Annotated in this window: 23 protein-coding genes; 10 read left to right on the top strand and 13 right to left on the bottom strand. The window is 62.9% G+C overall.

The window, feature by feature from the left end:
- Window positions 1–61: 61 nt before the first annotated feature.
- Window positions 62–1,006, bottom strand: coding sequence for a hypothetical protein (locus tag QD172_RS02350; RefSeq protein WP_084208432.1), 945 nt, complete (start codon window positions 1,004–1,006; stop codon window positions 62–64).
- Window positions 1,007–1,418: 412 nt separating this feature from the next.
- On the opposite strand from QD172_RS02350, the gene QD172_RS02345 reads away from it, so the two are divergent.
- The 3 genes from QD172_RS02345 (at window position 1,419) to QD172_RS02335 (ending at window position 4,726) form a co-directional block, all read left to right on the top strand.
- Window positions 1,419–1,754: a hypothetical protein gene (locus QD172_RS02345; RefSeq protein WP_240499702.1), complete on the top strand. Its 336-nt coding sequence runs from the start codon at window positions 1,419–1,421 to the stop codon at window positions 1,752–1,754.
- The gene (locus QD172_RS02340; protein ID WP_279854775.1) at window positions 1,747–3,258 is read left to right on the top strand and encodes a sodium:solute symporter family protein; all 1,512 of its coding nucleotides are present in this window, start codon (window positions 1,747–1,749) and stop codon (window positions 3,256–3,258) included. The genes QD172_RS02345 and QD172_RS02340 overlap by 8 nt, the downstream gene beginning before the upstream one ends.
- A 241-nt stretch (window positions 3,259–3,499) precedes the next feature.
- Window positions 3,500–4,726, top strand: coding sequence for a GGDEF domain-containing protein (locus QD172_RS02335; RefSeq protein ID WP_279854774.1), 1,227 nt, complete (start codon window positions 3,500–3,502; stop codon window positions 4,724–4,726).
- On the opposite strand, the gene QD172_RS02330 is transcribed toward QD172_RS02335, so the two are convergent.
- The 3 genes from QD172_RS02330 to QD172_RS02320 all read right to left on the bottom strand — a co-directional run bounded on the left by QD172_RS02330 (window position 4,710) and on the right by QD172_RS02320 (window position 9,087).
- Entirely contained in the window at window positions 4,710–6,329 is a 1,620-nt protein-coding gene (locus tag QD172_RS02330; RefSeq protein WP_279854773.1) for a sigma 54-interacting transcriptional regulator, read from the bottom strand. The two genes, QD172_RS02335 and QD172_RS02330, sit on opposite strands and share 17 nt — an antisense overlap.
- A gap of 65 nt (window positions 6,330–6,394) precedes the next feature.
- A complete protein-coding gene (locus tag QD172_RS02325; protein WP_077371203.1) occupies window positions 6,395–7,828 on the bottom strand; it encodes a hypothetical protein in 1,434 nt (477 codons plus the stop codon).
- An 89-nt stretch (window positions 7,829–7,917) separates the two neighbouring features.
- A complete protein-coding gene (locus QD172_RS02320) occupies window positions 7,918–9,087 on the bottom strand; it encodes an iron-containing alcohol dehydrogenase (RefSeq protein ID WP_077371205.1) in 1,170 nt (389 codons plus the stop codon).
- 342 nt (window positions 9,088–9,429) lie between these two features.
- Here QD172_RS02320 and QD172_RS02315 point away from each other — a divergent pair, with 342 nt between their 5' ends.
- The 3 genes from QD172_RS02315 (at window position 9,430) to QD172_RS02305 (ending at window position 12,493) form a co-directional block, all read left to right on the top strand.
- Window positions 9,430–10,524 (top strand): helix-turn-helix domain-containing protein, encoded by a 1,095-nt coding sequence (locus QD172_RS02315; protein WP_279854772.1) that lies wholly within the window; start codon window positions 9,430–9,432, stop codon window positions 10,522–10,524.
- A gap of 63 nt (window positions 10,525–10,587) precedes the next feature.
- Window positions 10,588–11,442, top strand: a complete 855-nt coding sequence (locus QD172_RS02310) for a trimeric intracellular cation channel family protein (RefSeq protein WP_136939264.1) — start codon at window positions 10,588–10,590, stop codon at window positions 11,440–11,442.
- A 160-nt stretch (window positions 11,443–11,602) separates the two neighbouring features.
- A complete protein-coding gene (locus QD172_RS02305; RefSeq protein ID WP_084208438.1) occupies window positions 11,603–12,493 on the top strand; it encodes a LysR substrate-binding domain-containing protein in 891 nt (296 codons plus the stop codon).
- Here QD172_RS02305 and QD172_RS02300 read toward each other — a convergent pair.
- Together QD172_RS02300 and umuD are read right to left on the bottom strand one after the other, a co-directional pair.
- Entirely contained in the window at window positions 12,450–13,781 is a 1,332-nt protein-coding gene (locus QD172_RS02300) for a Y-family DNA polymerase (protein ID WP_279854889.1), read from the bottom strand. The genes QD172_RS02305 and QD172_RS02300 overlap by 44 nt on opposite strands.
- An 8-nt stretch (window positions 13,782–13,789) precedes the next feature.
- The gene (umuD, locus tag QD172_RS02295) at window positions 13,790–14,251 is read right to left on the bottom strand and encodes a translesion error-prone DNA polymerase V autoproteolytic subunit (RefSeq protein ID WP_176503848.1); all 462 of its coding nucleotides are present in this window, start codon (window positions 14,249–14,251) and stop codon (window positions 13,790–13,792) included.
- 203 nt (window positions 14,252–14,454) lie between these two features.
- Between umuD and QD172_RS02290 the strand changes: the two genes are divergently transcribed.
- The gene (locus QD172_RS02290; RefSeq protein WP_176494115.1) at window positions 14,455–15,369 is read left to right on the top strand and encodes a LysR family transcriptional regulator; all 915 of its coding nucleotides are present in this window, start codon (window positions 14,455–14,457) and stop codon (window positions 15,367–15,369) included.
- Window positions 15,370–15,390: 21 nt separating this feature from the next.
- Here the strand turns inward: QD172_RS02290 and QD172_RS02285 are convergent, their stop codons facing one another.
- From QD172_RS02285 to QD172_RS02250, 7 genes are all read right to left on the bottom strand, one after another.
- Entirely contained in the window at window positions 15,391–16,140 is a 750-nt protein-coding gene (locus QD172_RS02285) for a 2OG-Fe(II) oxygenase (RefSeq protein ID WP_279854771.1), read from the bottom strand.
- A gap of 110 nt (window positions 16,141–16,250) precedes the next feature.
- Window positions 16,251–16,571, bottom strand: coding sequence for a multidrug efflux SMR transporter (locus tag QD172_RS02280; protein WP_279854770.1), 321 nt, complete (start codon window positions 16,569–16,571; stop codon window positions 16,251–16,253).
- A 14-nt stretch (window positions 16,572–16,585) separates the two neighbouring features.
- Window positions 16,586–16,954 (bottom strand): SMR family transporter, encoded by a 369-nt coding sequence (locus QD172_RS02275; RefSeq protein WP_279854769.1) that lies wholly within the window; start codon window positions 16,952–16,954, stop codon window positions 16,586–16,588.
- 202 nt (window positions 16,955–17,156) lie between these two features.
- Entirely contained in the window at window positions 17,157–18,566 is a 1,410-nt protein-coding gene (locus tag QD172_RS02270; protein ID WP_279854767.1) for an NAD(P)/FAD-dependent oxidoreductase, read from the bottom strand.
- Window positions 18,567–18,737: 171 nt separating this feature from the next.
- A complete protein-coding gene (locus QD172_RS02265; protein ID WP_279854766.1) occupies window positions 18,738–19,595 on the bottom strand; it encodes a PAS domain-containing protein in 858 nt (285 codons plus the stop codon).
- Window positions 19,592–20,479, bottom strand: a complete 888-nt coding sequence (locus QD172_RS17345; RefSeq protein ID WP_347882021.1) for a response regulator transcription factor — start codon at window positions 20,477–20,479, stop codon at window positions 19,592–19,594. Before QD172_RS17345 ends, QD172_RS02265 begins: the two co-directional genes overlap by 4 nt.
- Window positions 20,476–21,786, bottom strand: coding sequence for a histidine kinase (locus tag QD172_RS02250; RefSeq protein WP_279854765.1), 1,311 nt, complete (start codon window positions 21,784–21,786; stop codon window positions 20,476–20,478). The genes QD172_RS17345 and QD172_RS02250 overlap by 4 nt, the downstream gene beginning before the upstream one ends.
- Window positions 21,787–22,060: 274 nt before the next feature.
- Between QD172_RS02250 and QD172_RS02245 the strand changes: the two genes are divergently transcribed.
- The 3 genes from QD172_RS02245 to QD172_RS02235 all read left to right on the top strand — a co-directional run bounded on the left by QD172_RS02245 (window position 22,061) and on the right by QD172_RS02235 (window position 26,492).
- On the top strand, window positions 22,061–24,472 hold the full coding sequence (locus tag QD172_RS02245) for an aminomethyltransferase family protein (protein WP_279854764.1): 2,412 nt from the start codon (window positions 22,061–22,063) through the stop codon (window positions 24,470–24,472).
- A 355-nt stretch (window positions 24,473–24,827) separates the two neighbouring features.
- Window positions 24,828–26,186, top strand: coding sequence for an ammonium transporter (locus tag QD172_RS02240; RefSeq protein WP_077371230.1), 1,359 nt, complete (start codon window positions 24,828–24,830; stop codon window positions 26,184–26,186).
- Window positions 26,187–26,324: 138 nt separating this feature from the next.
- The gene (locus tag QD172_RS02235) at window positions 26,325–26,492 is read left to right on the top strand and encodes a hypothetical protein (RefSeq protein WP_157109453.1); all 168 of its coding nucleotides are present in this window, start codon (window positions 26,325–26,327) and stop codon (window positions 26,490–26,492) included.
- Window positions 26,493–26,495 lie beyond the last annotated feature (3 nt).

The raw sequence follows: 26,495 nt of genomic DNA, 5'->3' as shown, positions 1-26,495 counted from the left end.
CGGGCCTCATCGAGGCCCGGCGTTGCTGTGTTGAGCTGCGTGTTCTTGAGCCGTGTATCCATCAGCCCTTGAGCTGCTCCTGATAATCGATCCTGTCGCTCTTGCCGATCAGCGCCTTTCGGGTCTTGAGATAGATCACCGGGAAGGACAGCACCAGGCAGAGACATGCGGCCCACCAGGGGTAGGTCAACCCGGGACCCAGCCCCTCGGAGAAGTGATCGATGAGGGCGATGATGAGGGAGGAGAGGAAAGGCAGCATGAGCAGAAGCACCATGACCAGAGCCAGCAGAGGTTTCCTCATCCTGCGCCGCCAGAAGAAGTGCTTGCCGTACTTCTCGAGGACACCATCGATGTCGATCTTGTCGTCATATTGCAGCACGACCATGTAGCCGTGGTCTGGGCTTCCCTGGCGCGCGAGTCTCAAGAACGGGAAGAGAGTCCGAAACGGTGGCGATACGCCGTCAGGGACATGGGCACCAATGACGGATATCTCCTCGCCGAGGGCTGGACGGACGATGTCATCAGCCCCGGGCGGCAAGATCAGGCGGGTATTGCCCAGATAGTAGTGGCGAGTGGTGATCTTTCTGGGGTTGCTGGAGTGATAGCTGATGCCTTCATGTGTCTGTTTCCATCCCTGTCTTTGAAATCTGTCCTCGATGATCGAGTCCGGAGGGGTAGTGGGGGTCGAGGATGTCACTTCCTCAAGCTGCCCGGTCATCCGTCCTGCCGTCGGTGGCATGCCATGACGGGCGTGGTAGGGCAGGCTCATGAGAAACAGGCCCACCCACACGATGACGATCACCACCAGGTCGGCAGGCCAGGGAAGGCTGTCCTTCGCCGGGAAGAGCAATGGCGCCATCAGGAATACGCATGAAAGACCCACCAGCAGGATGCCTACCAGCGCCAGGCTCCAGGCGGTATATAGCTTGCGTCTGCGGATCGGGGCGACATATTCCTGTTCGTGCCGCGTGAAATATCGAATGTCCTTTTCGAAGATGGGGGTCACGGTACCAATGCCTTGTCGGTAGATGAGGGAGAGCTCGCTCAGCGCGCTGCAAGTGAGCGAGGCGTCTCAGGAGGTGGCTCTCGGCAGAATTTCTGCACAGGAGGCCTGGGGATCAAGCACCTCTCGATGCTCCTCGGTTGAATGCGTCTTGTCTGATGAAAGATCGCGCGAACGCTACCACAGCCAGCCGATGCCCTCCATTCAGTGCTGGTGGAGACTCATCGCATCCGCATGACCGGACTCTGCCCTGACTCTGACCTGACTCTGACCGGATGAAGAGGTCAGAGCATGACCACTGACATCCCCGGCGGTCAGACCTTTTACCCTCATGGCAACTCCCCAGCCGCGCTTCAAGCGGCTACACTGCGCGCCGAGATTTTTCATTCACTCCCTGTTCATATCGGAGCTTGTCTTGGCTACGCCTGACACCTCGTCGTCTTCCTCTCCTTCCTCCGCGCCGGACACCGGCGAGGTTGCCTCCACGTCACGCCTGCCATGCGTCGTCATGCCTGCCAGCTGGCGGGGCTGGAGTCTCTTGGCGGTCTTTCTGCTGTTGATCGCGCTGGGTATCTGGCCGGTGATCGGCTGGGTCAATCAGCAGAGCTCGCTGTGGGGCATGCCGTCGTTGATCCTCTGGAGCTACCTGATCATCTTCGCCTGCAGCGGGGCCATGCTGCTGGGCAATCGTCTGTTGCCGGATGAGGAGGATGGCGCACCGCGCGAGGATGAGAGGGCGTCACATGAGTGAGTCACTGACCCTCACGTCCTGGCAGGGCAGCGTGCCGCTGATGATGACCCTGGGCTATATCGCGCTGGCGATGCTGATCGGCTTGGGCGCGCGCGGCGGCCGACGCATGGATTCGCTGGAGCAGTGGGGCGTGGCCGGCCGCTCGATGGGGCCGATGACACTGTATCTGTTGATCGCGGCGGGCAGCGTGAGTGCCTACACCTTCATGGGCGCGCCGGGCTGGGCCTACAGCAAGGGAGTGCCGGTCTTCTATGTCGCGATCTATCTGGCCTATCTGGCGCTGGTGGCCTGGTACTTCGGGCCCAAGGTGTGGAAGTTCGGTGAGCAGTTCGGGCATGTCACCCAGGCAAGCGCGATCGCGGATCGCTATCAGAGCCCCGCACTCGGCGCGCTCTCGGCGCTGGTGATGTCGATTGCCTCGGTGGCCTATGCGGTGCTGCAGACCATCGGCTCGGCCTACATCCTGCTGGTGATGAGCGGGGGACGTATCCCGCTGTGGGCCGGCGTGCTGCTGGTGCTTGCGGCGATCGCCGTGTATCTGTTCGTCAGTGGTCAGCGCGCCATCGGGCGTACCAATGTCTTCCAGGGCGTGCTGATGGTGGTGGTGGCATGGGTCATCGGCCTGTGGGCGGCGCACCTGGCCACGGGGGAGTGGGGCTTCAGCGGAGTGTTCGAGCGCCTCGAGCGGTCACATCCCGAGTATCTCCGCCTGCCGGGGGCGGGGGGCGACATGAGCTTCAGCTTCTGGACCACCTCGATCATCGTCTCGATGCTGTCCTTCATGCCACCGGTGTGGACGCAATGGATGAGCGCCTCCTCCGCGCAGACCATCCGCCGCAGCGCCAGCTGGCTGCCGACCTACTACGTGGTGATCCTGCCGCTGGTGGTGGTGGGTTTCATCGGCATCTTCAGCCTGCCCGAGCTTGAGCGTGCCGATACGGTGGTGCTGGAGTACGCGATGGCCAACATGCCGGTCTGGCTGGTGGGGCTGCTGGGGGCGGGGACGCTGGCTGCCTCGATGTCCTCCAGCGAGCCGTTCATCCATTCGGTAGCCCTGAGCCTGAGCCGGGATGTGCTGCAGCCCGGGTTCAAGCTCAGTGATGCACGCGCCGGCCAATGGGCACGGTGGCTGATCTTCCCGGTGATGTTTCTGATCATCGCGCCGCTGGCCATCATCGAACCGGGCAATCTGGTGATGATTCTGCTGATCGGGCTGGGCTTTGCCTCCCAGGTGCTGCCGGCGTTTCTCGGCATGTTCTTCTGGCCGCGTGCCTCGGCCGCCGGGGTGTTTGCAGGCATCTGCGCCGGCTTTGTCGTCACGGTGCTGTTGACCATCGTCTGGCCGCATCCGCTCGGGATTCACGCCGGTTTCTGGGGCCTGATGCTCAATCTGCCGGTCTTCGTGCTGGTCTCGCTGATCACGCGTCCCGTGGACGAGGCCGTCACGCGGCGCTTCTTCCGGATTGCCGCGCCGTGGCGCTTTTCATTGCCTGCCGATCGCTGAGGGCGCACTGCCGATTGTCGCCTGCAGGGGGAGAATCTCGGGTGATGAGCGAGACGGGAGGGACCCCGTCGCCTCGTCCCACCCGCCGGGGCGTGGGGGCAATGTCCGAGGCCTCGAATATTTGGACAATCGTTTGACAAGCGTGAACGATTGTCACGTTTGGTCCTCATGCCTTATTCACCGGTGTCGCCTTGTATAGAGTGTGATCATTGATTGACTGTCCTCAAGGGAGGGGGCGTGGATGAATGATCTGATGGTACAGGTGGACAGGCAGATACACCGCAACGGCGGGCTGGGTATCGACTTCCCGGACGAGATCGAGGCGCGGTTCGAGCGGGACATCCACGCAGAGCGCAGTCACAAGCTTGTCTGCATGGGGGCGGTGGCGATCAGCATCTATGTGCTGTTTCTGATCAATGACTGGCGCTTTCGGCCGGATCACATGCTGGAAGCCATCATCATCCGGGTCGGAGTGATGACGCCCATCGCGTTGCTCTGCATCTACCTGCTCAAGCGCGGTGTGTCGCCGGTGTTGCGCGAGATGCTGATGACCGCTCTCGTGTGCTTCGCGATGATCTTCACGGCCCTGTTGATCCAGTTGTCAGTGTCACCGCATTCCTTTCTGGATCTGTTCGCGCTCGGGCTCATCGTGCTGGTGGGAAATGTCCTGTTCCAGCTGCGTTTCTGGTACGCCCTGTGTTCGTCGGCCTTCCATTTCTGCGTGATGCTGTACCTGGTCACCGCCCATCCTGCCCCCTACGAGTCGGCAGGGTTCATGGCGTTGATGGTGTTCTTCTCCATCACGCTGTTTTCCATCATCTCCAATCTGCGCAGCGAGAAGGCCGAGCGGCTTTCCTACCTGTTGCTGCTGCGCGAGCAGTTGCGGGTCGAGGAGTTCACGGAGAAGAATGAAGAGTTTCGGCGACTTGCCTCCATCGACCCCCTGACGGAAGTCTACAACCGCCGCCACTTCGACAGCCTGGTGAGTTCCCTCATCGGCAAGCAGGTCGATCGCCGACTCCAGTACGGCGTCGCCATGATCGATGTCGATCAGTTCAAGGCCTACAACGATCACTACGGTCACGTGAAAGGCGATGTCTGCCTCAAGCGCATCGCGACGGCCATCTTCGAAAGCGTGCACCCCGATGTCGACATCGTGGCGCGTTTCGGGGGGGAGGAGTTCGTGGTGCTTCTGCCATCGTGCTCCCCGCAAGCGGCGCTGGCGCGAGCGGAGGAGATTCGCGAGCATGTCAGCGGACTGGCGCTACCGCATGCGGGCAATCCGCAGCAGGGGATCGTCACCATCAGCGTGGGGGTCTCCGCCGCTGGCAGCGGGGAGGATTACGACTTCGAGAATATCCTGAATCAGGCGGATGAAGCGCTCTATCACGCCAAGGCCAGAGGCAGGGACCGCTGCGTGCTGTCACCTCGCTCGCTGCCCGAGACCCCGGTCACTGCTGACGCCTGATGGCGTACTTCTGCATCTTCTTGACCAGTGTCGATTGATTGATGCCCAGCGAGGAAGCGGCAGCACGCGTCGTGACATGTCGCTCGAGCGCCCGGTGGATCAGTTCCCGCTCCAGAGCCTGGGTGCATTGCGTGAGTGTGGCGTGGTGCTCGCGCACTCCGGCAGGTATCGTCGCAGCGGCAGAGGGGGCCGCGAGACCGCCTGGCCCCAGGCATTCGGCGGGCAGCATGTCCGTGGTGATGAGCGTCTGGTCGGTGGTGACGACCAGTCGCTCGACCAGGTTGATCAGCTCACGGATGTTGCCCGGCCACTGATGCGAGGCCAGCAGTTCCAGCACCTCGGGATCGAAGTGGCGAACGCGGGCATGGCGTTGGCAGAAGTGACCCAGATAGTGGCGTAGCAGCGGGATGACCTCACCACGGCGCTCGCGAAGCGGGGGCAGCGTGATGGGGACGACGCTGAGGCGATAATAGAGGTCTTCGCGAAAGCGCCCCTCCCTCACGCGAGCGGCCAGGTCATGATGTGACGCGGTCAGCAGGCGCACGTTGGTCCGCCTGAGCTCGGTCCCGCCCACGGGCATGAAACGTTGCTCCTCGACGACCTTCAGCAGCTTGGCCTGCAGCGAGAGTGGCAGGTCGCCAATCTCGTCGAGAAACAGCGTGCCACCATTGGCCACATCCAACAGCCCCTGTTTTCCCCGGGCATTGGCACCGGTGAAGGCCCCGGGCGCATAGCCGAACAGTTCCGCCTCCAGCAGTCCTTCGGGCAGGGCGGCACAGTTGAGTTCCAGAAACACACCGGCAGAGCGCTCGCTGTGCTCGTGAAGATAGCGGGCCAGCAATGTCTTGCCCGTGCCCGTCTCGCCCTGGATCAACACCTTCACGTCGGTGGCGGCCACGCGTTCTGCCAGCGCGAAGCAAGCGGCCGTGGCCTCGCTGGTGACGAGTTCCAGTGCCTGCTCGTCGGTACCGGCGTTGACGCTGTAGGTCTCGTGCAGAGAGTGCAGTTGTCGCAACTGCTCCTGGGCATGCTTGGCGCGCAGCAATTCGGTGATATCACGCACGCTGGTGACGACGTGACTCAAGGCGCCATCCCGCGCGTGCATGGGCAGGCCACTGACCAGGATCTTGCGGCCATCGTGCAGGCTCTGGACCAGAGTGACGGGCTTGCCGTCCCGGATGACCTCCAGAGAGACCGACTTGGAGATATAGCCTCTGCGCACCAGTTCCTGCATGTGCCGGCCCAGCACATCGCTGCGCTTGAGCCCCGTGATGCGCTCATAGGCCTGGTTGATGGCCACGGTCACCCCGAGGGCGTCGGTGATGTAGACCCCGTCGTGCAAGGCATCCAGCACTCGCTGCACCGGAACCTCGGCCAGCAGGTCCGTGGCGGTGTCCGGTGGGCCGTCCGGCCCGGCGGCGAGGGTGCGCTGATTCGACCGGGCGAGGCGTTCCTTGCGCTCGGCGGCGGATTCCACTTCCTGGCGCGTCAAGACGCCGATCACCTCGCCGCGGGTGTCGATGACCTCGACAGCCTCCAGTGACTGACGTTCCAGCAGTGCCAGCGCCGCTTCCAGCTTGAGATCCTGTTCCACGTTCTGCATTGAGGGTTCCCCTGACAGAAGCCCCCGCGCGTTCAGGCGGCGGGGGGCCATGGGGTTACGATACGTCAATGCGAGGATGTCGTGGAAACGGTTGGCGTCACGTCACTGGCGGGAGCGTCGATATCGCCCTTGCCGAGATCGCGGCTGAAGGTCTCGTCGTTTTCCCCCGAGAAGAAGCGCTTGCCGTAGATCAACAGGCACAGGGCGATCCCGATTCCGAAGGCCCAGGCGGCGCCCTTGATCACCAGAACGGCGGCGATCACGCCGGCAATGCCGAGGTCACGCTGGCTGCGGGCTTCGAGAATCCCCAGTCGCACGCTGACATAGCCCTGGATCAACAGGGTCAGTGCCAGCGCGATCCCCAGAATGGGCTGGACCAGACTGACGATGGGCAGCAACAGCAGGCCGGTATTCGTGCCCCAGCGGAAGGAGCCTGAGCCCCCGAACAGCGAGTGCATCGCCTGCTTGCCTTCCTTGTAGCGCTCGACCACGACGACCTGCATGGCGGCCCACAGCGGCCCGCACATGGTGACGTCCGGACCGAACAGGCTCATCAGCGTATTGCGGCCACCGAAGATCATGTGGGCACGGTTGGCGTCGTAGTCGATCTTCTCGTCAGGCCGTGACTCATCGGCTTCCTCGACCAGCGCCTTGGATTGCAGGACATCGCCGAACAGCACGATATAGGCGGCCAGTACGGTGGGCAGGGCGGTCAGGAACATCGACAGCGGCGGCAAGCCCACGCCAAAGACGGTGTACTGGCTGAACATGGTTACGAAGTCCGGCTGACTGAAGCCCCACTGCACGTCAGGCCAGGCGGCCTCGCCGACCAGCGGTGCGACGATGATCGCCAGCAGGATGATCGGGAAGATCCCCAGCTTGCCCAGGTTGCCCCAGAACGGATTCGAGGTCTTCAGCCTTGCGAAGTGGCGCGAGAAGATGATGTAGAACGCCAGACCCACGGCGATGCTGATGGTAATGGGATAGGTGTCGAAGCGTCCGCCTTCCTTGAAGACCACGCTGATCGCGGCCAGGCCTGCCCCCATGATGATGCCGGCCTTGATGGCCGAGGGAATCAGGTTGACCACCTTGCTGGCCAGCCCCGTTCGCCCGAGCACGATGGCCAGTATCCCGAGCATCAGCTGGAAGGCGATCAGGGCATGCACCCGCGTCTCGCCCTCGGGGAAGGTGGCCACATAGGCCATCAGCAGAGGGATGGCCGGCGTGATCCAGCCGGGAATGACCGGGTCGCCCAGCAGATGGTGAACGAGATACAGCAGCCCGTTGAGCATCACGATGGCCAGGGCGGCTTCAAACGGCATGCCCAGCAGCTCCGTCATCAGCGGGATGGCGGCGAGATCCACCGCGCACATCAGAAGTCCCTGCAGATAGTCGGGCAGCTCGAATCGGTAGTGCAGGAAGGGCAGGCGAATCTTGAAAGGCCCCAGAGCGTAGTAGGGGCTTTCCTCTCCGGGTTGGCGGGTTTTCCAGTGGCTCATGATGGCGTTCCTGTTGTTATCGTTATTCATCTTCACCTGGGGTGGAGATGGTGTTCACGAGAAGGGGCAGTGCTCATGCCTGGCGGGCTTCACCAGGCGGCGCGATAGATGCACTCGATGTCGTGCTGGGTCAGTTGACGCGGATTGTTGCGCAGCAGGCGTTCCACCTTGACGGCATCTGCCGCAAGCGAAGGAATATCCTTTTCGGAAATGTCGAAATGGCGCAGGCCACTGGGGATGTCCACGTCTCGGCACAGCTGGTGCAGGCGCTCGACGACCAGTTCAGCCGCGGCCTCATCCTTGAGTGCATGATGCGCAGTATCCAGTGCCTCTGCGATATCCCGGAAGCGTTCGACGCAGGCCAGCGCATTCCAGCGCATCACATGCGGCAGCAGCAGGGCGTTGGTCACGCCATGGGGCAGGTGGTAGCGCCCGCCCAGCGGGTAGGCCAGGGCGTGGACCGCCCCGACCCCCGCATTGCCGAAGGCCATGCCTGCCAGCAGACTCCCCGTGGCCATGGCTTCACGCGCCTCGAGATTGCCGGGATTGGCATAGGCCTTGGGCAATGCCTTGATGATCAGGCGCATGGCCTTGATGGCCAGCGCATCGGTGATGGGCGTGGCGAAGTTGGACAGATAGGCCTCGATGGCATGCACCAGAGCATCGACGCCGCTGGCGGCAGTGACATGGCGGGGACAGCTGACCGTCAGCTCCGGGGCGACGATGGCGACGTCCGGCAGCAGGTAGTCATTCACGATACCTTTCTTCATGCGTGCTTCGGTGTCAGACAGAATGCCGATGTTGGTGACTTCGGAGCCGGTGCCTGCCGTGGTCGGCATCGCGATCAGCGGTGCACCACGCACACGGGCCTTGTCTTCCCCGAACAGGCTTTCCAGATCGCCGTCATGGGTGGCGTACACCGCCACGCATTTGGCGATGTCCATGGCGCTGCCGCCGCCCAGCGCGATCAGGCCATCGCACTGCGCCTCGAGGTAGACGCTCATGCAGTCCTCCACGATGTGCACTTCCGGCTCGGCACTGACCTCGCTGAAGATGCGGTAATGGGTCAGCTGGCCATTGGCCTTCAGTACATCGAGCTGATCCGTGATCGGCTTGAGGGTACCCGATCCCAGCACACCGGGGTCGGTGACCACCATCGGGCAGCGCATGCCCAGGCGAAGGATTTCTTCACTGAGGCGTGATGAGGCCTGTTGGCCCGTTATCAGGCGGTGGGCGGATTTGAAGCTGGCGATGCTCATGGCGATATCCTGTCCTGGATGACATGGGGAAGGGCGCTGGTTGGCGCCTCCTGTCAGGATGGATAGCAAATGGCATGCCAGTTTCTTGCTCTTTACAAGCCACTGAATTAATTGGGTTTTTATTGAGTTTTCGCCTAAGGTCGCTACGCCCAAGGTCGATGTTATGATGCCGTATGGAATCACTCGCGTGGCTTGAGTGATGCGTTATGTCATCAGACGCGATGCGATGTTGGCAGGTGACAGACGATCGAAAGCCGCGATTCTGCACAGGTCACTGGTCTCTTTTCCCCAATGTCATTATCGTTTGATGAAAACCGCCGAAGGATTGATGAAAATCGCCATATGCCTGATACCCCGACCGCGCTGGACATGAAGCCCTTGAGCACTGGTGCGCATCCCTACCCGCGGCCGAACTCACCACCCGTGCTGGCGCCCGGCGCCGCCGAGAATACGCTGAATGTCTGGCTGGTACCGCGCTTCTCGATGTTGACGCTGTTCTGCCTGCTCGAGCCCTTGAGGGTCGCCAATCGCTTCGGGCGGGATCTGTTCGCCTGGCGGCTGTTGTCAGCGGATGGTGAGGCGGTGGTGGCCAGCAATGGGGTCCGTATCGATGTCGATGGTCGCCTCGATCAGCTGATGACGGGGGAGCCCCGCCAGGCATCGGAAGCGGTGTGTGAACAGACCTCGGCATCCATGGCCCGGATGCGCCTGATGGTGGTGTCGTCCTATGAGCCAGAAGCGAGTGTCGACAGTGAGTCGCGTGCCGTGCTGCGCTGGCTGGCGGCCCATGGTGCCTGGCTGGGGGGGCTGGATACCGCCCCCTTCATCCTGGCGCGGGCCGGTGTGCTGGCGGGGCACCCGGTGGCGTTGCACTGGGAAAGCGTGCCGGCCTTTCAGCAGGAGTTTCCTGAGCTGGACGTCAGCTCGGCCCCTTATGAATGGCAGGGTGAGCGTCTGACCGGCTCCGGCGGGGCGGCCAGCATCGACATGATGCTGGCCTGGATCGAGCGGCTCTATGGCCCTTCGCTGGCCGATGCCGTGGGACGTCAGATCATGCACCAGCGCACGGCCGTGAATGTGGAGAGCCCGACTCCGCGCGATTCGTCGTTGCCGCGCAGTGTCGTGCGGGCGCTGGCGGTGATGGAGGCCAATCTTGCCCAGGCCCTGCCCATTCCGGTGGTCTGCCGGCTCGCGGGGCAGTCACAGCGCCAGCTGACGCGCCTGTTCGTGGCGCAATTCGGCGAGACACCCAAGCAATGCTATCTCGGCATGCGTCTGGATCATGCGCAGCGGGTGCTCGCCGACAGTCGGGTCAGTGTCTCCCAGGCGGCCTTTGCCACGGGATTCACCCATCTGGCGCACTTTTCTCGTGCCTATCAACAGCGTTTCGGTGAGGCACCCAGCGTGACGGCGCGTCGCGGACTGGCCGCTGAATGAACGGCCGTCACGCTCGCGTGTGGCGCATGAATGACAGTTTCGACGTCTGAGGATGCTATGGGTATGAACTGGATAACCTGGCTGGATCTGGCCGGTGTGATGATCTTCGCGCTGACAGGCGTCGTCGTGGCCTGTCGTTCGCGGATGGACCCGATCGGCATGCTGGTGCTCGGCGCCGTGACCGGTATCGGCGGCGGCACCCTGCGTGATCTGGTGCTGGGCATCAGGCCGGTGTTCTGGGTCGAGCAGCCGGTCTATCTCTGGGTGATCCTGCTCACGGTGGGCGTGGCGACATTGGGCTTTCACTACATTCACCGCCTGACGCGGGTCTTTCTGCCCGTGACGGATGCCTTTGGCCTTGCGCTGTTCACCGTGCTGGGCGCTCACAAGGCCCGCACGATGGGGGTAGACGGCATCGTTGTCGTGGTGATGGGCACCATGAGTGGCGTGGCAGGCGGCATGATCCGGGATGTACTGGCGCGCCGCGTGCCGATGGTGCTGCGTCAGGAAATCTACGCCTCGGCGTCGCTGGCGGGCGGGATTCTCTATATCGCGCTGCTCGAGCTCGGGATGCCGCTTGCCTGGGCGACAGGCGCGGCCATCGTGATGGTATTGATGATTCGACTTCCGGCCATCTACTGGAATCTGACGCTGCCGACCTTCGCCTGGGTCATCATCCCGCCACCGGACCTGTCAGCGAGTGGTGAACCCCGCACGTCGGGCACGCCCTCAGACAATCAGCGCGAGCAGGGTGATGCCGAATTCGCCACCACCCTGGGGGGCTCAGTGGGGCTCAGCAAGCTCGAGGCCTCGATGAAGATCGACCAGCCCCCCGAGCCGCCGATGCTGCCACGTCGTACTCCCAAGGCGCGGGTGCGCATGCTGCGCCCCGGCGAGAGCCGGCGAGGCAGGAACTGAGCACGGAAGGCCATGGCGTGATCGCTTGGAAGCGGTGCGTGATTGTGGTGCAAGAAGTGCCTGACAGGTGCCGATCATTGCGATTTCTGCAAGGATTCGGGCCGAACAAGGGGTCATCAAGGTCTGACAAGGGCCATCGTCTTCTGGGAGAAGTTTCATCATGCGCAGTCGCTCACAAGACCTTGAATGGTTGCTGGCGGTGGTCGACAGCGGAGGTTTCAGTGCTGCCGCCAAGCAGCGGGATGTGCCCGTGGCCAAGGTGTCACGGGCCATCCAGCGGCTGGAAAGCGAGCTTGAGACACCGTTGTTGACTCGTACCACCCGCAGCGTCGCCCTGACGGACGAGGGGCGTGCTTTCGTCGAGCGCATCAGGGAAGGGCTGCAGCAGTTGAGCGAGGCCGAAGACGTCTTGCGTCAGCAGCGTGATCAACCCAGCGGCCGTCTGCGGGTCGATGCCGCCAGTCCTTTCGTCCTGCATCAGCTGGTGCCGCTGGTGGGAGAGTTCGAACGTCGCTACCCCGGCATTTCCCTGGAGCTTTCGGCGGGTGACGACATCATCAATCTGCTGGAGCAGCGCACCGATGTCGCCATTCGCATCGGCGAGCTCGAGGATTCGACCCTGCACGCCAAGGTACTGGGGCGCTCGACCCTGCACCTGGTCGCCAGCCCCGCTTATCTGGCAAGACATGGCACGCCGACGAGCGTCGCGGCGCTGGCGTCGCATCGCCTGCTGGGATTCCTGCCGCCCAGTCGCCTGAATCGCTGGCCACTCAAGGGTGCGCCCCGGGAACTGGAAACGACGCCGCACCTTTCCACCTCCAGCGGTGAAGTCATGCGCCAGCTATGCCTGGCCGGCCACGGCATCGCGCTGATCTCCCGCTTCATGCTCGCCGATGACCTGGCGTCGGGCGCTCTGGTAGAAGTGCTGCCGGGGCAGGTCCAGTCGCCCAATCCGCGTGAGTTGATCCAGGCGGTGTACTACCGCAACAGCACGCTCTCGCCCCGTATCAGTGCCTTTGTCGAGTTTCTTGCGTCGCGCCTGGCGTTGTAGGGAGCCGAGGGGGGCTCCCCAGTCGCTTCAGCTCCTGCCAGCGGGTGGTATAGCGTGAGCTGCGATGCGCGCAGCGCAGCTGCCAGGCGGCATCCGGGCGCGCGACGCCCAGACGCACGGTGCCACGGCCCATCTTCTGATTCATCGCATCCAGTGTCGCCATCAGCTGCTGGTTGCGTTCTCGTCTGGCGATATCGGCCTCGCTGTCGAGCAACGAGAGCTGCTCTCGGGGCTGGTCGATGAGGTCCAGCAGCATCACGCCTGCCTTCATGAAGCGATAGCCGCGCAGATAGATACGCTCGAGCGCCTGATGGGCGGCGGCGAGTATCTCGCGGCTGTCGCTGGTCGGTTCGGGGAGTTCGATGATGGTGCTGGGCGAGTATTGCGGGAGATCCGGGCGGTGGCGGTTGCTCTTGAGGAAGACCAGCACGGCACGTGTCTGGCTGCCCTGATGGCGCAGCTTCTCGGCGCCGCGCTGGGCGTGCTGGCGAATGGCATCCTTGAGCTCATTCATGTCATCGGTCATGCGGCCGAAGGAGCGTGAGGTCATGATGCGCTGACGGGCATCATCGGGGTCGTTCATCTCGAAGCAGGGCGTGCCTTGCAACTCGCGCACGGTGCGCTCCAGCACGACGGAATAGCGCTGACCGATGGCGCGCGGGTCCGCACAGCGCAGGTCCCAGGCGGTATGCAGCCCTTGCAGTGCCAGCCGTTCGACCAGGCGATGGCCCACGCCCCAGACATCGCCCAGCGGTGTGTCTTCCAGCAGGCGCTGGGTGCCGACTTCGGCAGGTTCCAGCACGCAGACGCCGCCGAATTCCGGCCGCTTCTTGGCGGTACGGTTGGCCAGCTTGGCCAGGGTACGAGTGGGGGCCACGCCGACACATACCGGGATGCCGGTGAACTTGCGCACATTGCGGTGCAGGGTACGACTCAGCGCCAGCATCGCGTTGCGGTCAAAGCCATCGAAGCGCACGAACATCTCGTCGATGGAGTAGGGTTCGACCCCCGCGCTGTATTCCTCCAGCACGTCGCGCACGCGCGCCGACATGTCGCCATACAGCTCATAGTTCGAGGAGAGCAGGTGGATGCGCCCCTCGCGTACCAGGGATTGCAGCTGGAAGGCCGGGGTACCCATCTCGATGCCCAGCGCCTTGAGTTCCTGAGAGCGCGCGATCACGCAGCCGTCATTGTTGGACATCACCCCCACGGGGCGGCCTTCCAGGCGCGGATCAAAGACTCGCTCACAGCTGGCGTAGAAGTTGTTGCAGTCGACCAGCCCGATCATCGGCGCGCTCATACCGCGTATTCGTGGATGACGGAGCGCACCACCCCCCAGACCTGACACTCGAGATCGACGATGGCCACCGGCGGATACAGGGCATTGCCGGAGCACAGATACGGCCGCTGGCCGATCAGTTCGTAGCGCTTGACCACCACCTCGCCCTCGACCAGCGCCACCACGATATGTCCGGGGCGGGCGTCGATGGAGCGATCCACGACCAGGGTGTCATTCTCGTAGATGCCGAAGCCTTCCATGCTGTCACCTGCCACCGTCATGAAGAAGGTCGCTGCCGGACGCTTGATCAGCCGCTCGTTGAGATCCAATGTCCGGCCAGCGTAATCCTCGGCCGGTGACGGAAAGCCGGAAATTCCCGCACGCCCCGTGATGTGGGGGTATGGCAGCTCACATGGCGCAGGAGCGGGATGAGGGCGAGCCAACGTCTCGTGAGTGGCAAGGGGGGCAGATGCGGTCATGGAAAGCTCTCCTGTCATGGCTGTATTTATATACAGTATCCGTGGCAGGCAAGCGTTAGGCAACCGCTAATATGCAAAGCCGCCTCAAGTGAAAGTGGCCGCTGCGAAGCCCGGATGGCGAGGGTGTTATGCTCGGCATCGGCGAATGCCATCGGGCGCAAGGTCCGGTGTCTACGTGAGAGGCGGATTCACTGTGGAGAGCCATGAACGAACTGACCCAACGACTGCGCACCTTCCTCAAGGTGGCGGAGCATCAGAGCTTCAATGCGGCTGCGCGTGAGCTGGAGATCGCCAGTTCCACGGCGACGCGTCACGTCAATCATCTGGAGCGACAGCTGGGCGAGCCGTTGCTGGTGCGCACCACGCGCCATGTGCGGCTTTCGCCTGCCGGTGAGCGAGCCGTGATCCGTTTCCGAGCCATCCTGGGCGAGGTGGCTCAATTGACGGATGAGCTCGAGACGCTGAGTGAGCGAGTCGCGGGGCCGCTGCGCATCTCGGTGCCGTGGCGATATTCGCGCCTCTATCTTGCGCCGCTGGTGAGTGAATTCATGCAGTGCTACCCCGAGGTGGCGCTGGATATCGTCAGCAGTGATCAGCGCGTGGATCTGATCGAGGAGCAGTTCGATGTCGCCATCCGCATCGGCCATCTGGAAGACTCGAGTCTGATCGCACGGCACATCAGTGACCAGCGTTTCGTGCTGGCCGCGGCGCCGTCCTATCTCAGTGCCCAGCCGCCCATTCGTCAGCCTGAGGACCTGGAGCGGCACCGCCTGCTGACCTTCAGCTATACCACCGCCAATCATCACTGGCGGCTGGTGCAGGGTGAGCGGGAGCACCGCATCTCGGCGCGAGCACGCGCGTTGCGCACCAACAACGCCGACATTCTGACCCAGGCAGCCCTCGAGGGAGCTGGTGTCGTGGTGCAACCGCTCTGGGCCATCCGTGAAGAACTGGACCAGGGACGCCTCGTGGCGGTGCTGGAGGACCATCAGGTCACGTCGTCGGATTTCGACACTGGCATCCATGTCGTCTTCGCACGCGAGAATCAGCACAACCCGCGCGTGCGTGCCTGGGTCGACTTCCTGCTCGCCCGCCGCGAGCGGCTGGCCGGTCGCTAGCAGGTTCTCGGCAGGTGGTCATCAATAGAGAATATCGCTGCGGATGATGTACTTGGCACCATCGCGGATCGGCTCGCCTGCGTGCACGCAGTGCTGCGGGTGCGAGCCATGCGGGAAGCACAGCACGCCACCCTTGGGCGTTGCGACCGAGACTGTCTGGATGTCGTCCTGTGACTGGGCAGGCCTTTCGGGGTCGCGACGGCTGACCAGAAACTCGGTGCGCCCGCCGGTATAGCCATCGCTCAGGAAGATGAGGAAGGTGTACTGGCTCATCAGGCCCGGATAGGCGTCCTGGACGATCTCGCCATTGATGACGCGACTACCCGGCCAGGCACCATCGGTATGCGGCTTGAAGAAGTCGCCGGCCTCGTAGCGATAGACACGAAAGCGCGCATTGATGCCTTTTGCGCCTTCGCCCTGGATCTGCTCGGTCACCAGTGGCGCCGAGCGCGCCCAGATGACCTGATCGATGGCGTCACTGACGACCCAATTGACGTTGTGGTTGTGGCGTACCGAACGCGGCAGGGAGACGGGCGCATCCTCCTCGAAGCCCATTGCCTCCAGGGCGGCGACGAAGTTGTCGGCCTCGGCAGGCGTCAGCACATTGAGCAGCTGGAAGGCGCCCGGGACACCCTCGACCTCCTGACGGACCACCTCTGGTGTCGCCTCGGTCTCGAAGAGGTCAGACACGTCACCGTTGTCCGTCCAGATGGGCAGGGGCGTGGGAGAGAAGCCGCGCTCGTGACTGACGGCGTAGAAGGACAGGCTCATGGCAAGACTCCTGAATGGCATGATCACGAATGTTGCCCGAGAGGCTAGTGCACTGCCGACGACAGAAAAAGGCACCTGACGGCAATTGGTCATTGCACGAATGGCAATGATCAATGTCCGCCTGTCAGGTTGAGGCCGACGATCGACAGCACGATGAGGCCGATGCAGGCCATGCGGCGAAACGAGAAGTGCTCACGCCAGAACAGTACGCCGATGATGGCGCTGACCACGGTGCCGATGCCGGAGAATACGGCATAGGCGATGCCCAGGCTGATGGTGTCCATGGCCAGATACAGCAGGCTCAAGGAGGCGCTGAAGCCCAGTGCGACCAGTAACACGCCCATGCGGCGGTGCTGATTGGCGTACTGGTTGAAACCGGTGACGCCGACGACTTCACAGCAGCCGGCGGCGATCAGATAGACCCAATCCATGTCATCCCTCCTGCTCATTCACTGACGGTGGTCTGTGGTGTGGCACTCGCGCGAGTCCGCTTATCGGCAGGCGCGCCGGGGGCCGTCTTGAGCACGATGATGCCGATCAGCATCAGCACCACGAAGCCCAGCGTGGACCACTGGAACTCGAGCTCGAAGAACAGCAGGTCAGTCACCACCGTCCCCAGCGTGCCCAGGCCGACGAAGATGGCGTAGGTGGTGCTGGCGGGCAGTGTCCTGGCGATCTGGGTGACCAGACTCAGGCTGATGATGACCAGCAGCACCGTCAGTGCCCATTCCAGGGGAGTGTCGGCGACCTTCAGGCCCGTGGCCCAGCCGATTTCGCATAGGGTCGAGATCAGGAAATAGAGCGTGATGCGCATGGTGATCGGGCGTCCTTGTGGGGTGTCGGGAAAATGAGGCGTTCAATCGCCAGCGAAAGACATGCGTTGCATGAATGCGAGTCTATATGAGGTTTTGTTGATGTTTCTGGCCATGAAAAGGCGGAGGGAGCCCCTCCGCCTGGTGCCTGGCAAGTCGTCCGCGCAGCTCCTTCTCACAAGAGCGTCAGGTGACCAGAAAGCGTCAGGAGGCCAGCGGCGTGGTCGTCGCCTGAGCAGCTGACTCCTCGTCGGATGGCGCCTCGGCCTCGGTCGTCTGGGCCAGATAGGCTTCCAGCGAGTCATCCATCGCCTCAAGCCACGGCGTGTGATGTCTGGGCGCCTGGGTGCCGGTCATCAAGGAGCGATAGCCGTGATCGCGGAAGGTCATGATGTTCTCGTGCTTGTGATGCTCCCACTCGAGGAAGGTGCGATTCACGCCATCGATATCGAAGCTCGGGTAGTCGGTCTCGCTGATCAGCGATTTCACGTAGTCACCCTGGAAGATGATCATCGCCTCGTCGCTATCCAGCGTTTCCTCACGCTCGCGCCATGCCTGGCTATCGGCTTGCATCGCCGCTTTCGCCGGCAGTGTCTGGGTGCCGAGAATCGCATCGCGCACCCACCAGGCCTGGGCATCGAACATGTTGAAGGTGTACCACTGGTCCTGCATGCCGAGATAGAACAGGCGCGGATTCTCTTCCCACACCACGCCCTTGTAGAGCCCCAGCGGCCACATGCGGTTGGCAGTCTTGAGGCGCAGCGACTCCTCGAGGAACGGGAAGTGATGCAGATAGCCGGTGCACAGGATGATGGCATCGACTCGCTTATGGCTGCCGTCACTGAAATAGGCGGTATCGCGATCGACCTTCACCAGCAGCGGCTTCTCTTCCCAGTTGTCCGGCCATTTGAAGCCCATCGGGGCGGTGCGGTAGCTGGTGGTGATGCTGCGCGCACCGTATTTGTAGCACTGCGAGCCGATGTCCTCCGCGGAATAGCTGCTGCCGAGCAACAGCAGATCCTTGCCCTTGAATTCCAGTGCATCGCGGAAATCATGCGCATGCAGAATGCGGCCATTGAAGGTCGCGAAACCGGGGAATTCCGGCACGTTCGGAGTCGAGAAATGCCCGGAAGCCACGATGACGTGATCGAATTCTTCGCTGGTCACCAGATCGAGCGCCTGATCATGCACGCTGACCGTGAATTGCTGGGTAGTCTCATCGAAGGTGACCTGGCGCACCGGGCAGCCGAAGCGGATGTACTTGCGCACGCCAGCCTTCTCGACACGCCCCTTGATGTAGTCGAACAGCACGGCGCGCGGCGGGTAGGAGGCGATAGGGCGCCCGAAATGTTCTTCAAAGGAGTAGTCGGCGAACTCGAGACACTCCTTGGGACCATTCGACCACAGGTAGCGATACATGCTGCCGTGGACCGGCTCGCCGTGGGCATCCAGGCCGGTGCGCCAGCTGTAATTCCACAGACCACCCCAGTCATCCTGCTTCTCGTAACAGACAATCTCGGGGATCTCGATGCCCTTGTCGGCAGCGGATTGAAAGGCGCGCAATTGAGCCAGTCCACTGGGGCCTGCGCCGATGATCGCGATACGTTGGGTCATGGATACCATCCTGTTCTTGTTGTGTCTTGATGCGTTACCTGAGGTTTCGTGACGTGATGACGTCGAGAAACACTGACAACGAAACAGGCTAGCGAGATGTGACCTGGCTGCACATTGCTCGGAAAGGGTAGCCATAAAGGAGTATGCGATGCCGGTGCCATACCCACCGGATCATGCGGAATCCCCTGCCAGGTCCGAGGTGTCGACGGCGAAGATGATGCCTTCCACGGCCAGTGGCGTGCCGTCAGGTGAATAGATGCCATGGCCCTTTTCCTGTACCCGGCGCACGTCGCCATCGCGGTGACGAATGCGGTAGGCAAGGGTGAAGGGTGTGTGTGCCTGGAGGGCGGCCTGTACCTGGTCCCACACGCGGTCGGCATCCTCGGGGTGGATCATGTCGCCGTAGGTGAGGGAGGGATGATCGAGCAGGTCGCGCGGGCTGAGGCCGGTGATGGCCAGGCAGCCGTCACTGATGTACTCCATCGACCAGTGGCGGTTGTTGCGCGCGCGATAGACCATCGCGGGCAGGCCCTTGATCAGGCGCGTCAGGCTGCGCAGGTTGGCGGCGTCGATCTGCTCCTGCTGCACGCGCTCGCTGATGTCATGCACAGTGAGCGTGGCGGGCCAGGGCGATGCCAGCGAAAGTGACTGGCTACGGACTTCACACCAGCGATAGTGGTGGTCCGGCCCGAGGATGCGCAATCGCCAGCAGTCAGGCCGCTCACGGCGTGACACGTGGCGGGCCAGCACGTCCCAGCGGGCGTGATCTGCGGGGTGCAGTGCTTCCCGCAGGCGCCGCGGTGCCGTGCCGCCCCCCTCCGTCCGAGAGGCGATTGGCGTGTCTTCCCGTGGGCCGCTCGATTCGTGTCCGCTCAGGGCCTGCCAGCCACGCGAGGCATACAGCAGCGTGCTGTCAGCATCCACCACGACCACGGCATCACTCAGGCTGTCGAGAATCGCCTGTGCGCTGAAGGGCGAGGCAGTCGAGGCGGGTGAGGCGGAGGCGAACTGTTCGAGAAAGCGCATCATCTCAGGCTCTCCTTTTCGGCCCGTGTCATGGCCTCTTTGGCGCTTGTCGCGTCCTCGGTGGGCGCTCGGCTGGCATCACTCGCTGGCGTCAGCGGGTGGGCGTAAACCCAGGCGGCCAGCTCCAGTCGTGAATGCAGGTTCAGCTTGCGCAGCAGATTCTTGACGTAGACCTTCACCGTGCTGTCACTGATGCCCAGCTCGCGCGCGATCAGCTTGTTGCTGAGGCCGCGCCCGATCCATTTGAGGGTATCGCGCTCACGCTCGGTCAGACCGCGATGCCAGTCCGCCGTCTCGATCTCAGCCATGCCGTCAGTCAGGGCAGCGTCTGTCGCCTCGGTCAGCGGCACGCCCGGACCCGGCGTGGGAACGCCACCTTCCGGCGGTGCATGTTCGCGTGCCGAGCGCTGGCGGTGGTCCTGCTGCAGGCGCCTGGCCAGCAGCAGCAAGGTCTCTTCCTCCAGCCCCAGCTTGCCGTCGATGACGGCCTGCAGGCGCTCGAGAATGCGTTCGGGGGCGGTGTCCTTCATCAGGTAGCCATCCGCCCCTTGCTGGATGGCATCCAGCAGATGTCGGCTGTCGTCGGAGGCGGTCAACAGCACGACCTTGAGGGCGGTATCACGCTGCTTGAGATGGCGCATCAGGGTCAGGCCATCGAGTTGCGGCATCTGCCAGTCGACGATCACCAGCTCGGGGGCGAGGGCGGGGAGGCGCTCGAGCAGATGCGCACCATCATCGAAGTCGGCCACGACCTCGAACAGGCCACCTTCACTCAAGAGCTCGGCAAGCCCGCGCCGAAACAGCGGATGGTCGTCGACGAGTACCACTCTTGTCGGGAGTGTCTGACGTGTCGGGTGCGTCGAGGGTGTCTGTCGTGTCGCGGTCATGTGTCGCGGCGCTCCCAGCTCAGTGTCACGCGGGTACCGCCCTGGCGAGGCTGGGTGATGGCGAAGTCGGCCCCGAGGTGGCGTGCGCGATCCTGCATGATGCCCAGCCCGAAATGCGCGGCGGGGATCTCGGTGGGATCGAACCCGCAGCCGTTGTCCTCGACGGTCAGCAACACCCGCGCCGCCAGCTGCGGCCCAGAGGACTGATAGCGCAGTTGCAGGCGCAGGTGGGTGGCCCGGGCATGGCGCACGCTGTTGGTCATCGCTTCGCGCACGATGAACATCACCTGCAGGGACAGGGCATCGGGGAGGTGCAGTGACTGGATGCGATTGTCGAGCTCGAACACCATGCTGGAACGGGTCTCGAATTCCTCGATCAAGGCCTCCAGCACACAGGCAAGCGGCGCGTCTCCCCAAGTGGCGTGCGCGCCATTGATCAGTTCACGGGTCTGGCGGAAAGTGCGCCGGGCCTGGGTATGCACCTCCTCAGCCAGTGCCTGCACCTCTTGTGGCGCATGGCGGGCGGCACGTGTCAGGCGTGCGCTCTGCATCTGCAGGTAACTCAATTCCTGGGCGAGGGTATCGTGCAGCTCCGCCGCCAGTTGTCGTCGTTCGTTCTTCAGGGCCTGTGCCACCGCTGCCTGCCTGTCTTCGGCGTGACGCGCCTGTTGCTGCTGCTGCAATGCCAGCCCACGGCTCAGAGCGTCGATGACGGCGTGTGCCAGCGGTGTCTCGCGTGAAGGGGCTGCGGCTGCCGGCTCTCCAAGCCATAACCAGCCATCGCCCGTCGCCCCTCTGCCCGTCTCCCCGCTGTCAGTGGCGTCCGTGAGGGCGATCAGCACGCCACCTGGCGTGCCGGCTATGCCAGACGCCTGCTGTCGAGCGCCGGGATCGCGACCGATATCCCTGACGACTTCCTGCAATCTCTGGCGCGCAGCGGCTGACAAAGCGATGCCGGCAGGGGAAATCACCGCATGGGTCGCCTGACCGGGTGCGCGATGCACGACACAGAGTTCGCCAATCGAGGAGTGCGCCATGCCGCTTTCAGGACAGCCGTTCAGCATGTCCAGCAGCTCTCTCAGCACGGATGGCAACGCCTCCTCAAGGTCAGCGCAGGTAGCGATGCGCAAGGTGATGGCATCGAGGTGGTGTCTGTCACGCAGATCAGGCGGCGGGATGGTAGCAGGGCGAACGGGAGTCTCGGCATCGGCGGGACAGCCTCGTGCGCGCTGGACATCAAGGCGATGCGCTATCCCTTGCGATGCAGGCGCCTTGCCTGTCTTCGATGCGCCGAGACTGAGTGCCATGCGAGTTCCTCTGTCGTTTCGCCGCCCCTGCGGCGCGCCATGATTCGAGTGTCACACCAGCAAGCTTCATGCCAGCGAATGGATTACTCCTTCATGGGTACCTCTCTTGATGGATTGTCGTCGCATCTACTGAGAGTAAATTTAATTAACCATGAAGAACGTGGTGCGCGCCGCAAGGGGTCATGCACCATCCAGGCACATCTGATCCAGGCTTGCCCTTCGAGCACTTCCTTCGACTGGCTCGCCTGCCATGACAACAAGAGGTATCACCAGGATGGGACTTGCAGTCGAGATACCCGCTGCCACGCCGAACCAGCCGTATCGTTACCGAATCGCCGGCCTGGAGGTGTTGGCACTTGATCTGTCGCCCGGCGATAGCGTGCAGGTGTCATCCGTGGACGGTGCGCAGTCCTGTGAGTGGCTGGCGCTGAAGGCAATGGGTGATGAAGCCGCCGATGCGGCACAGCAGAGCGGGGAAAGTCCCCGCGAAGCGGTGAAGGGGGCAGGCACGACAATCGAGGCGTCGCTTGCGCACTTCGCGAGCGTCGTCAGCCAGGGAGATCACGCCTTCGCCAGTCAGCCTCAGGCCAGCGAGGCACAGGAGATGTCCGGCAACAGGAGTCCGCACACTCAGGCACGCCTGGAGGCGCTGGGAGTCGCGCATTGCCCGCCATCGCACTGGCAGCGCCTGTCAGCGGCCGGATTGCCGGCCGAGATTCGCTGGCCGCTGGAAGCGCCTGCCGCACGCCTGATTCTGCTGGCCCCCGGCAGTGACATGACGATCGAAGGAGAGCGGCTGGCCACTGAGCTTGAGGTGTCCCATTTCTGCACAGGGCTTGTGGGGCTGGAACATCTGCCGGTGCCGCTGGCGCCGATCCGCCAGGAGACGAGAGTCGCGGCGGGGACGGTCGAGGTCTATGAGGTCAAGCAGGGCGAGTGGATCCAGATCATCGATGTGGCGGGGCGTCAGTGCTCCGACTTCGTGGCCTTCGACGCCACTGCCTGGGCACAGGGCGAGGAGCTGGGGCTGGATGCTGGCGCCACGCGCAGCCTGTCCGGGCATTGCATGCCCAATCCGGGACTGTATTCGGTGTTCTTTGATCAGCACCTGCATCCGATGCTCGAGGTGATCCAGGACACGGTCGGACGTCATGACAGCTTCATGCTGGCCTGCTCGCCGCAGTATTACGAACACCACGGCTACTTCGGTCACGACAGCTGCACGGTCAACTTCAACAATGCCCTGTCGGCGTCTCATGGTATCCGACAACGTGCCAGCTGGCCGGCCATCAACTTCTTCTTCAATACCTGGGTACAGCCCTGCGGCACCCTGGCGGTGGATGAGCCCTGGTCACGTCCCGGCGACTATGTGCTGCTGCGCGCCGACCGTGACCTCATCTGTGCCTCATCCGCCTGTCCGGACGACATCGACGCCGCCAACGGCTGGGTGCCGACCGATATCCATGTGCGTATCTACGCCGCTGAACATGACTTCCCCCGCGGTATCGCCTATCGCAACCGGCCCGAGGAATTGCCGCGCATGACTTTGCCCACCGCCTTCCATCCCTGCACCTCCGCCTTGACCAAGCAGTACATCGATTACCACGGCTACTGGCTGGCCACCCATTACGAAGGGTGGGGCGCGCGGGCCGAGTATCTGGCCTGTCGCGAACGGGTCGCGGTGATGGATCTCTCCGCATTGCGCAAGTTCGAGGTCGCCGGACCGGACGCCGAACGCCTGTTGCAATATGCGCTGACCCGCAACGTGCGCCGACTCTCCATCGGAGAAGTGGTGTATTCCGCCATGTGTCAGGAAACCGGCGGCATGCTCGATGACGGCACCCTGTTCCGCATGGGCGAGCAGACCTTCCGCTGGATCTGTGGTGATCCGGCCAGCGGCCAGTGGCTGCGGGATCTCGCAGAGCAGCAGGGCTATCGCGTCACGGTGCGCGACTCCACCCATCAGCTGCACAACATCGCGCTGCAGGGGCCGAAGAGCCGCGAGGTGCTGGCGCCGTTGATCTGGAATGCGCGTACCCAGCCGGAGGTGGAAACGCTGGGCTGGTTCCGCTTCATGGTCGGTCGCCTGGCGGGGCCGAATGGCATCCCGCTGATGGTGTCGCGGACCGGCTATACCGGTGAGCTGGGCTATGAGATCTGGTGTCATCCGCATGACGCCCCGGCCGTGTGGGAGGCGATCTGGGCGGCCGGTGAGCCACATGGCATCGCGCCGCTGGGGCTGGATGCCCTCGACATGCTGCGGATAGAGGCGGGGTTGATCTTCGCTGGCCATGAATTCTGCCCGCAGACGTCTCCCTACGAGGCCGGCATCGGCTTCACCGTGCCGATGAAGAGCAAGGAGGATGATTTCGTCGGGCGTGCGGCCATGCAGCGCGAGACGCCGGAATCCCGCCATCGGATCATGGGCCTGAAGATGGACAGCAGCGAGCTGGTCAGCCATGGCGATCTGGTCTATCACGGGCGTTATCCGGTCGGGGTGATCACCAGCGCGACCCGCTCTCCCTTGCTCAACCAGTCCATCGCCATGTGTCGTCTTGCCCCGGATTTCTCAAGCCCCGGAACGCAGCTTGAGATCGGTCAGCTGGATGGCCACCAGAAGCGTCTCGTCGCCGAGGTGGTGACATTGCCTTTCCATGATCCTGAGCGTCTCAAGGTGCGCAGCTGAGTGATGCATGGCGCATGACCGAGACCTCGCGCGTGAGGCTGGCCGGTGACGATCCGTATATGCAGTACGACTCACGTCATATCACGGTGCAGGACGCCGCCTGCCTGCCTCAATAACGAACACCCTCTTGCCAGGTGGTGATTTCCGGGCTTCATATGTGAAGAGGTGTCCACGATTTCGAGAAGATGCCAATGAAAACAACGTATTACTGAAGGTGGCCATCAGGGGTCATCTGGCATGTCGCTTGCTTTATCCAGCAGGTCCCCCTTGAAAAACAACAACAACCTTCGGGCAGACAGGGTTTCCACCGGCAGGCATGCGGTGGCAGACCCGGCCCGGAAAAGGAGAAAAGACGATGGATGAAAAGACGTTGCAAAGCATATTGGATATGCACCAGGCGATGAACATCGAGGTGTTCTACTGGTGGTGTACCGCCATCATGTTCCTGATCCACGCAGGCTTTCTGGCCTATGAGATCGGTGCCTCCCGTTCCAAGAATGCCCTGGCGTCCGGCATGAAGAACGTGCTGACGCTGGCCTCGATCATCCCCGCCTTCTACTTCGTGGGCTGGTGGATCTACAACGCCTTCCCCAACGGGCTGATTCCCATCGAGGCTTCCGCGGCACTGCCGTGGAGCGCGAGCATGCGCCCGGACGCCGATGACATGGGCACCGGTATCTTCTTCGCGGCCTTTGCCCTGTTCGGTGCGACCACGGGCTCGATTCTCTCGGGGGCGGTGATCGAACGCATCCGCCTGGGCGCCTTCCTGTTGCTGGCGGTGATTCTCGGTGCGGGTGTCTGGATCCTGGCGGGTGCCTGGGGCTGGCATCCGGATGGCTGGATGCTGCACAAGCTGGGCTACCACGATGTCGGCGCGGCGGGCGTGGTGCATGCCGTGGCCGGCTTCTTCGCGCTGGGCGTGCTGCTCAATCTGGGGGCACGCATCGGCAAGTACAGTGACGATGGCAAGCCGCAGGTGATCGCACCGCACAACATGCCGATGACCTTGATCGGGCTGATGCTGATCATCGTCGGTTTCTTCGGCTTCCTGGGTGGCTGCATCATCTTCAACACCGGTGACATCGGCTGGACCACCATCTACGGCAATCGCACCAACCTCTCGGCCTTCGCCTTCAACACTTTGATGGGCTTCGGTGGCGGCGTGATCGGTGCCTATCTGTCCTCGCGTGATCCCTTCTGGACCATGTCCGGTGCGCTGGGCGGCATCATCACCGTCGCGGCGGGGCTGGATCTCTACAACCCGGGCCTGGCCTTCGTACTGGCCGTCACCGGTGGCGCCTTGATGCCGAAGATCGGCGCGCTGCTCGAGAAGCGTGGCCTGGACGACTCCGTCGGCGCCTTCGCGGTACATGGCTTCTGCGGCTTCTATGGCGTGGTACTGGTGGGTGTCTTCGCCGCGGGCTTCCCGAATGTCGGCGAAGGCGTGCCGGACGTCTCCTTCACCGGGCAGCTGACAGGCGCGGTGGTGATGGCAGTGACGGGCTTCGTGCCGGGTTGGGGCGTTGCCTATCTGCTCAAGAAGTTCAACCTGCTGCGCGTGCCGCCGCATGTCGAAGTGCTCGGGCTGGACCTGTTCGAAGTGCCGGCCAAGGCCTACCCGGAGAGCATGGCAACCGAGTCATCTTCCAGCGTTCCGGCACGTTCCGGTGGGGTAGTGGCAGCACCGATGGACAAGCGTCCCGATATCAGCTGAGTCGGTTCTGACGATCACCCGCATGAGGATTGGCTCGTTTGTTGCAGCGTTCGTTGCCATCTGTCCTGAAGTCTGGCTGCCAGCCAGCGACGGAGCGAACGGGCCGATTCGTTTTCTTTCTTCTCCAGGAGTCTTGTCATGGAAACTGTCGATACTGCGGTACATGCTGCCAACTATGCGTTCTTCTTCAGCAATTCAGGGATGGTGGCGGTCAGTCTGTTGATCGCGGCTGGCGTCTGCATCTCGTTGAGCGTCAATATCCTGCGCCATGAGAAAGCGTCATTCCGCAGCAAGAAGACCCTCTGATCC

This window comes from Cobetia sp. 10Alg 146 (assembly GCF_029846385.1).
Lineage (GTDB): Bacteria > Pseudomonadota > Gammaproteobacteria > Pseudomonadales > Halomonadaceae > Cobetia > Cobetia marina.
This window is presented reverse-complemented; position numbering and strand designations above follow the sequence as displayed.

Coding starts and splice junctions, on each gene's coding strand:
- QD172_RS02340 (WP_279854775.1), top strand. CDS start 1,747: ATGAGTGAGTCACTGACCCTCACGTCCTGGCAGGGCAGCGTGCCGCTG.
- QD172_RS02335 (WP_279854774.1), top strand. CDS start 3,500: ATGAATGATCTGATGGTACAGGTGGACAGGCAGATACACCGCAACGGC.
- QD172_RS02330 (WP_279854773.1), bottom strand. CDS start 6,329: ATGCAGAACGTGGAACAGGATCTCAAGCTGGAAGCGGCGCTGGCACTG.
- QD172_RS02325 (WP_077371203.1), bottom strand. CDS start 7,828: ATGAGCCACTGGAAAACCCGCCAACCCGGAGAGGAAAGCCCCTACTAC.
- QD172_RS02320 (WP_077371205.1), bottom strand. CDS start 9,087: ATGAGCATCGCCAGCTTCAAATCCGCCCACCGCCTGATAACGGGCCAA.
- QD172_RS02315 (WP_279854772.1), top strand. CDS start 9,430: ATGCCTGATACCCCGACCGCGCTGGACATGAAGCCCTTGAGCACTGGT.
- QD172_RS02310 (WP_136939264.1), top strand. CDS start 10,588: ATGAACTGGATAACCTGGCTGGATCTGGCCGGTGTGATGATCTTCGCG.
- QD172_RS02305 (WP_084208438.1), top strand. CDS start 11,603: ATGCGCAGTCGCTCACAAGACCTTGAATGGTTGCTGGCGGTGGTCGAC.
- QD172_RS02300 (WP_279854889.1), bottom strand. CDS start 13,781: ATGATCGGGCTGGTCGACTGCAACAACTTCTACGCCAGCTGTGAGCGA.
- umuD (WP_176503848.1), bottom strand. CDS start 14,251: ATGACCGCATCTGCCCCCCTTGCCACTCACGAGACGTTGGCTCGCCCT.
- QD172_RS02290 (WP_176494115.1), top strand. CDS start 14,455: ATGAACGAACTGACCCAACGACTGCGCACCTTCCTCAAGGTGGCGGAG.
- QD172_RS02285 (WP_279854771.1), bottom strand. CDS start 16,140: ATGAGCCTGTCCTTCTACGCCGTCAGTCACGAGCGCGGCTTCTCTCCC.
- QD172_RS02280 (WP_279854770.1), bottom strand. CDS start 16,571: ATGGATTGGGTCTATCTGATCGCCGCCGGCTGCTGTGAAGTCGTCGGC.
- QD172_RS02275 (WP_279854769.1), bottom strand. CDS start 16,954: ATGCGCATCACGCTCTATTTCCTGATCTCGACCCTATGCGAAATCGGC.
- QD172_RS02270 (WP_279854767.1), bottom strand. CDS start 18,566: ATGACCCAACGTATCGCGATCATCGGCGCAGGCCCCAGTGGACTGGCT.
- QD172_RS02265 (WP_279854766.1), bottom strand. CDS start 19,595: ATGATGCGCTTTCTCGAACAGTTCGCCTCCGCCTCACCCGCCTCGACT.
- QD172_RS17345 (WP_347882021.1), bottom strand. CDS start 20,479: ATGACCGCGACACGACAGACACCCTCGACGCACCCGACACGTCAGACA.
- QD172_RS02250 (WP_279854765.1), bottom strand. CDS start 21,786: ATGGCACTCAGTCTCGGCGCATCGAAGACAGGCAAGGCGCCTGCATCG.
- QD172_RS02245 (WP_279854764.1), top strand. CDS start 22,061: ATGGGACTTGCAGTCGAGATACCCGCTGCCACGCCGAACCAGCCGTAT.
- QD172_RS02240 (WP_077371230.1), top strand. CDS start 24,828: ATGGATGAAAAGACGTTGCAAAGCATATTGGATATGCACCAGGCGATG.
- QD172_RS02235 (WP_157109453.1), top strand. CDS start 26,325: ATGGAAACTGTCGATACTGCGGTACATGCTGCCAACTATGCGTTCTTC.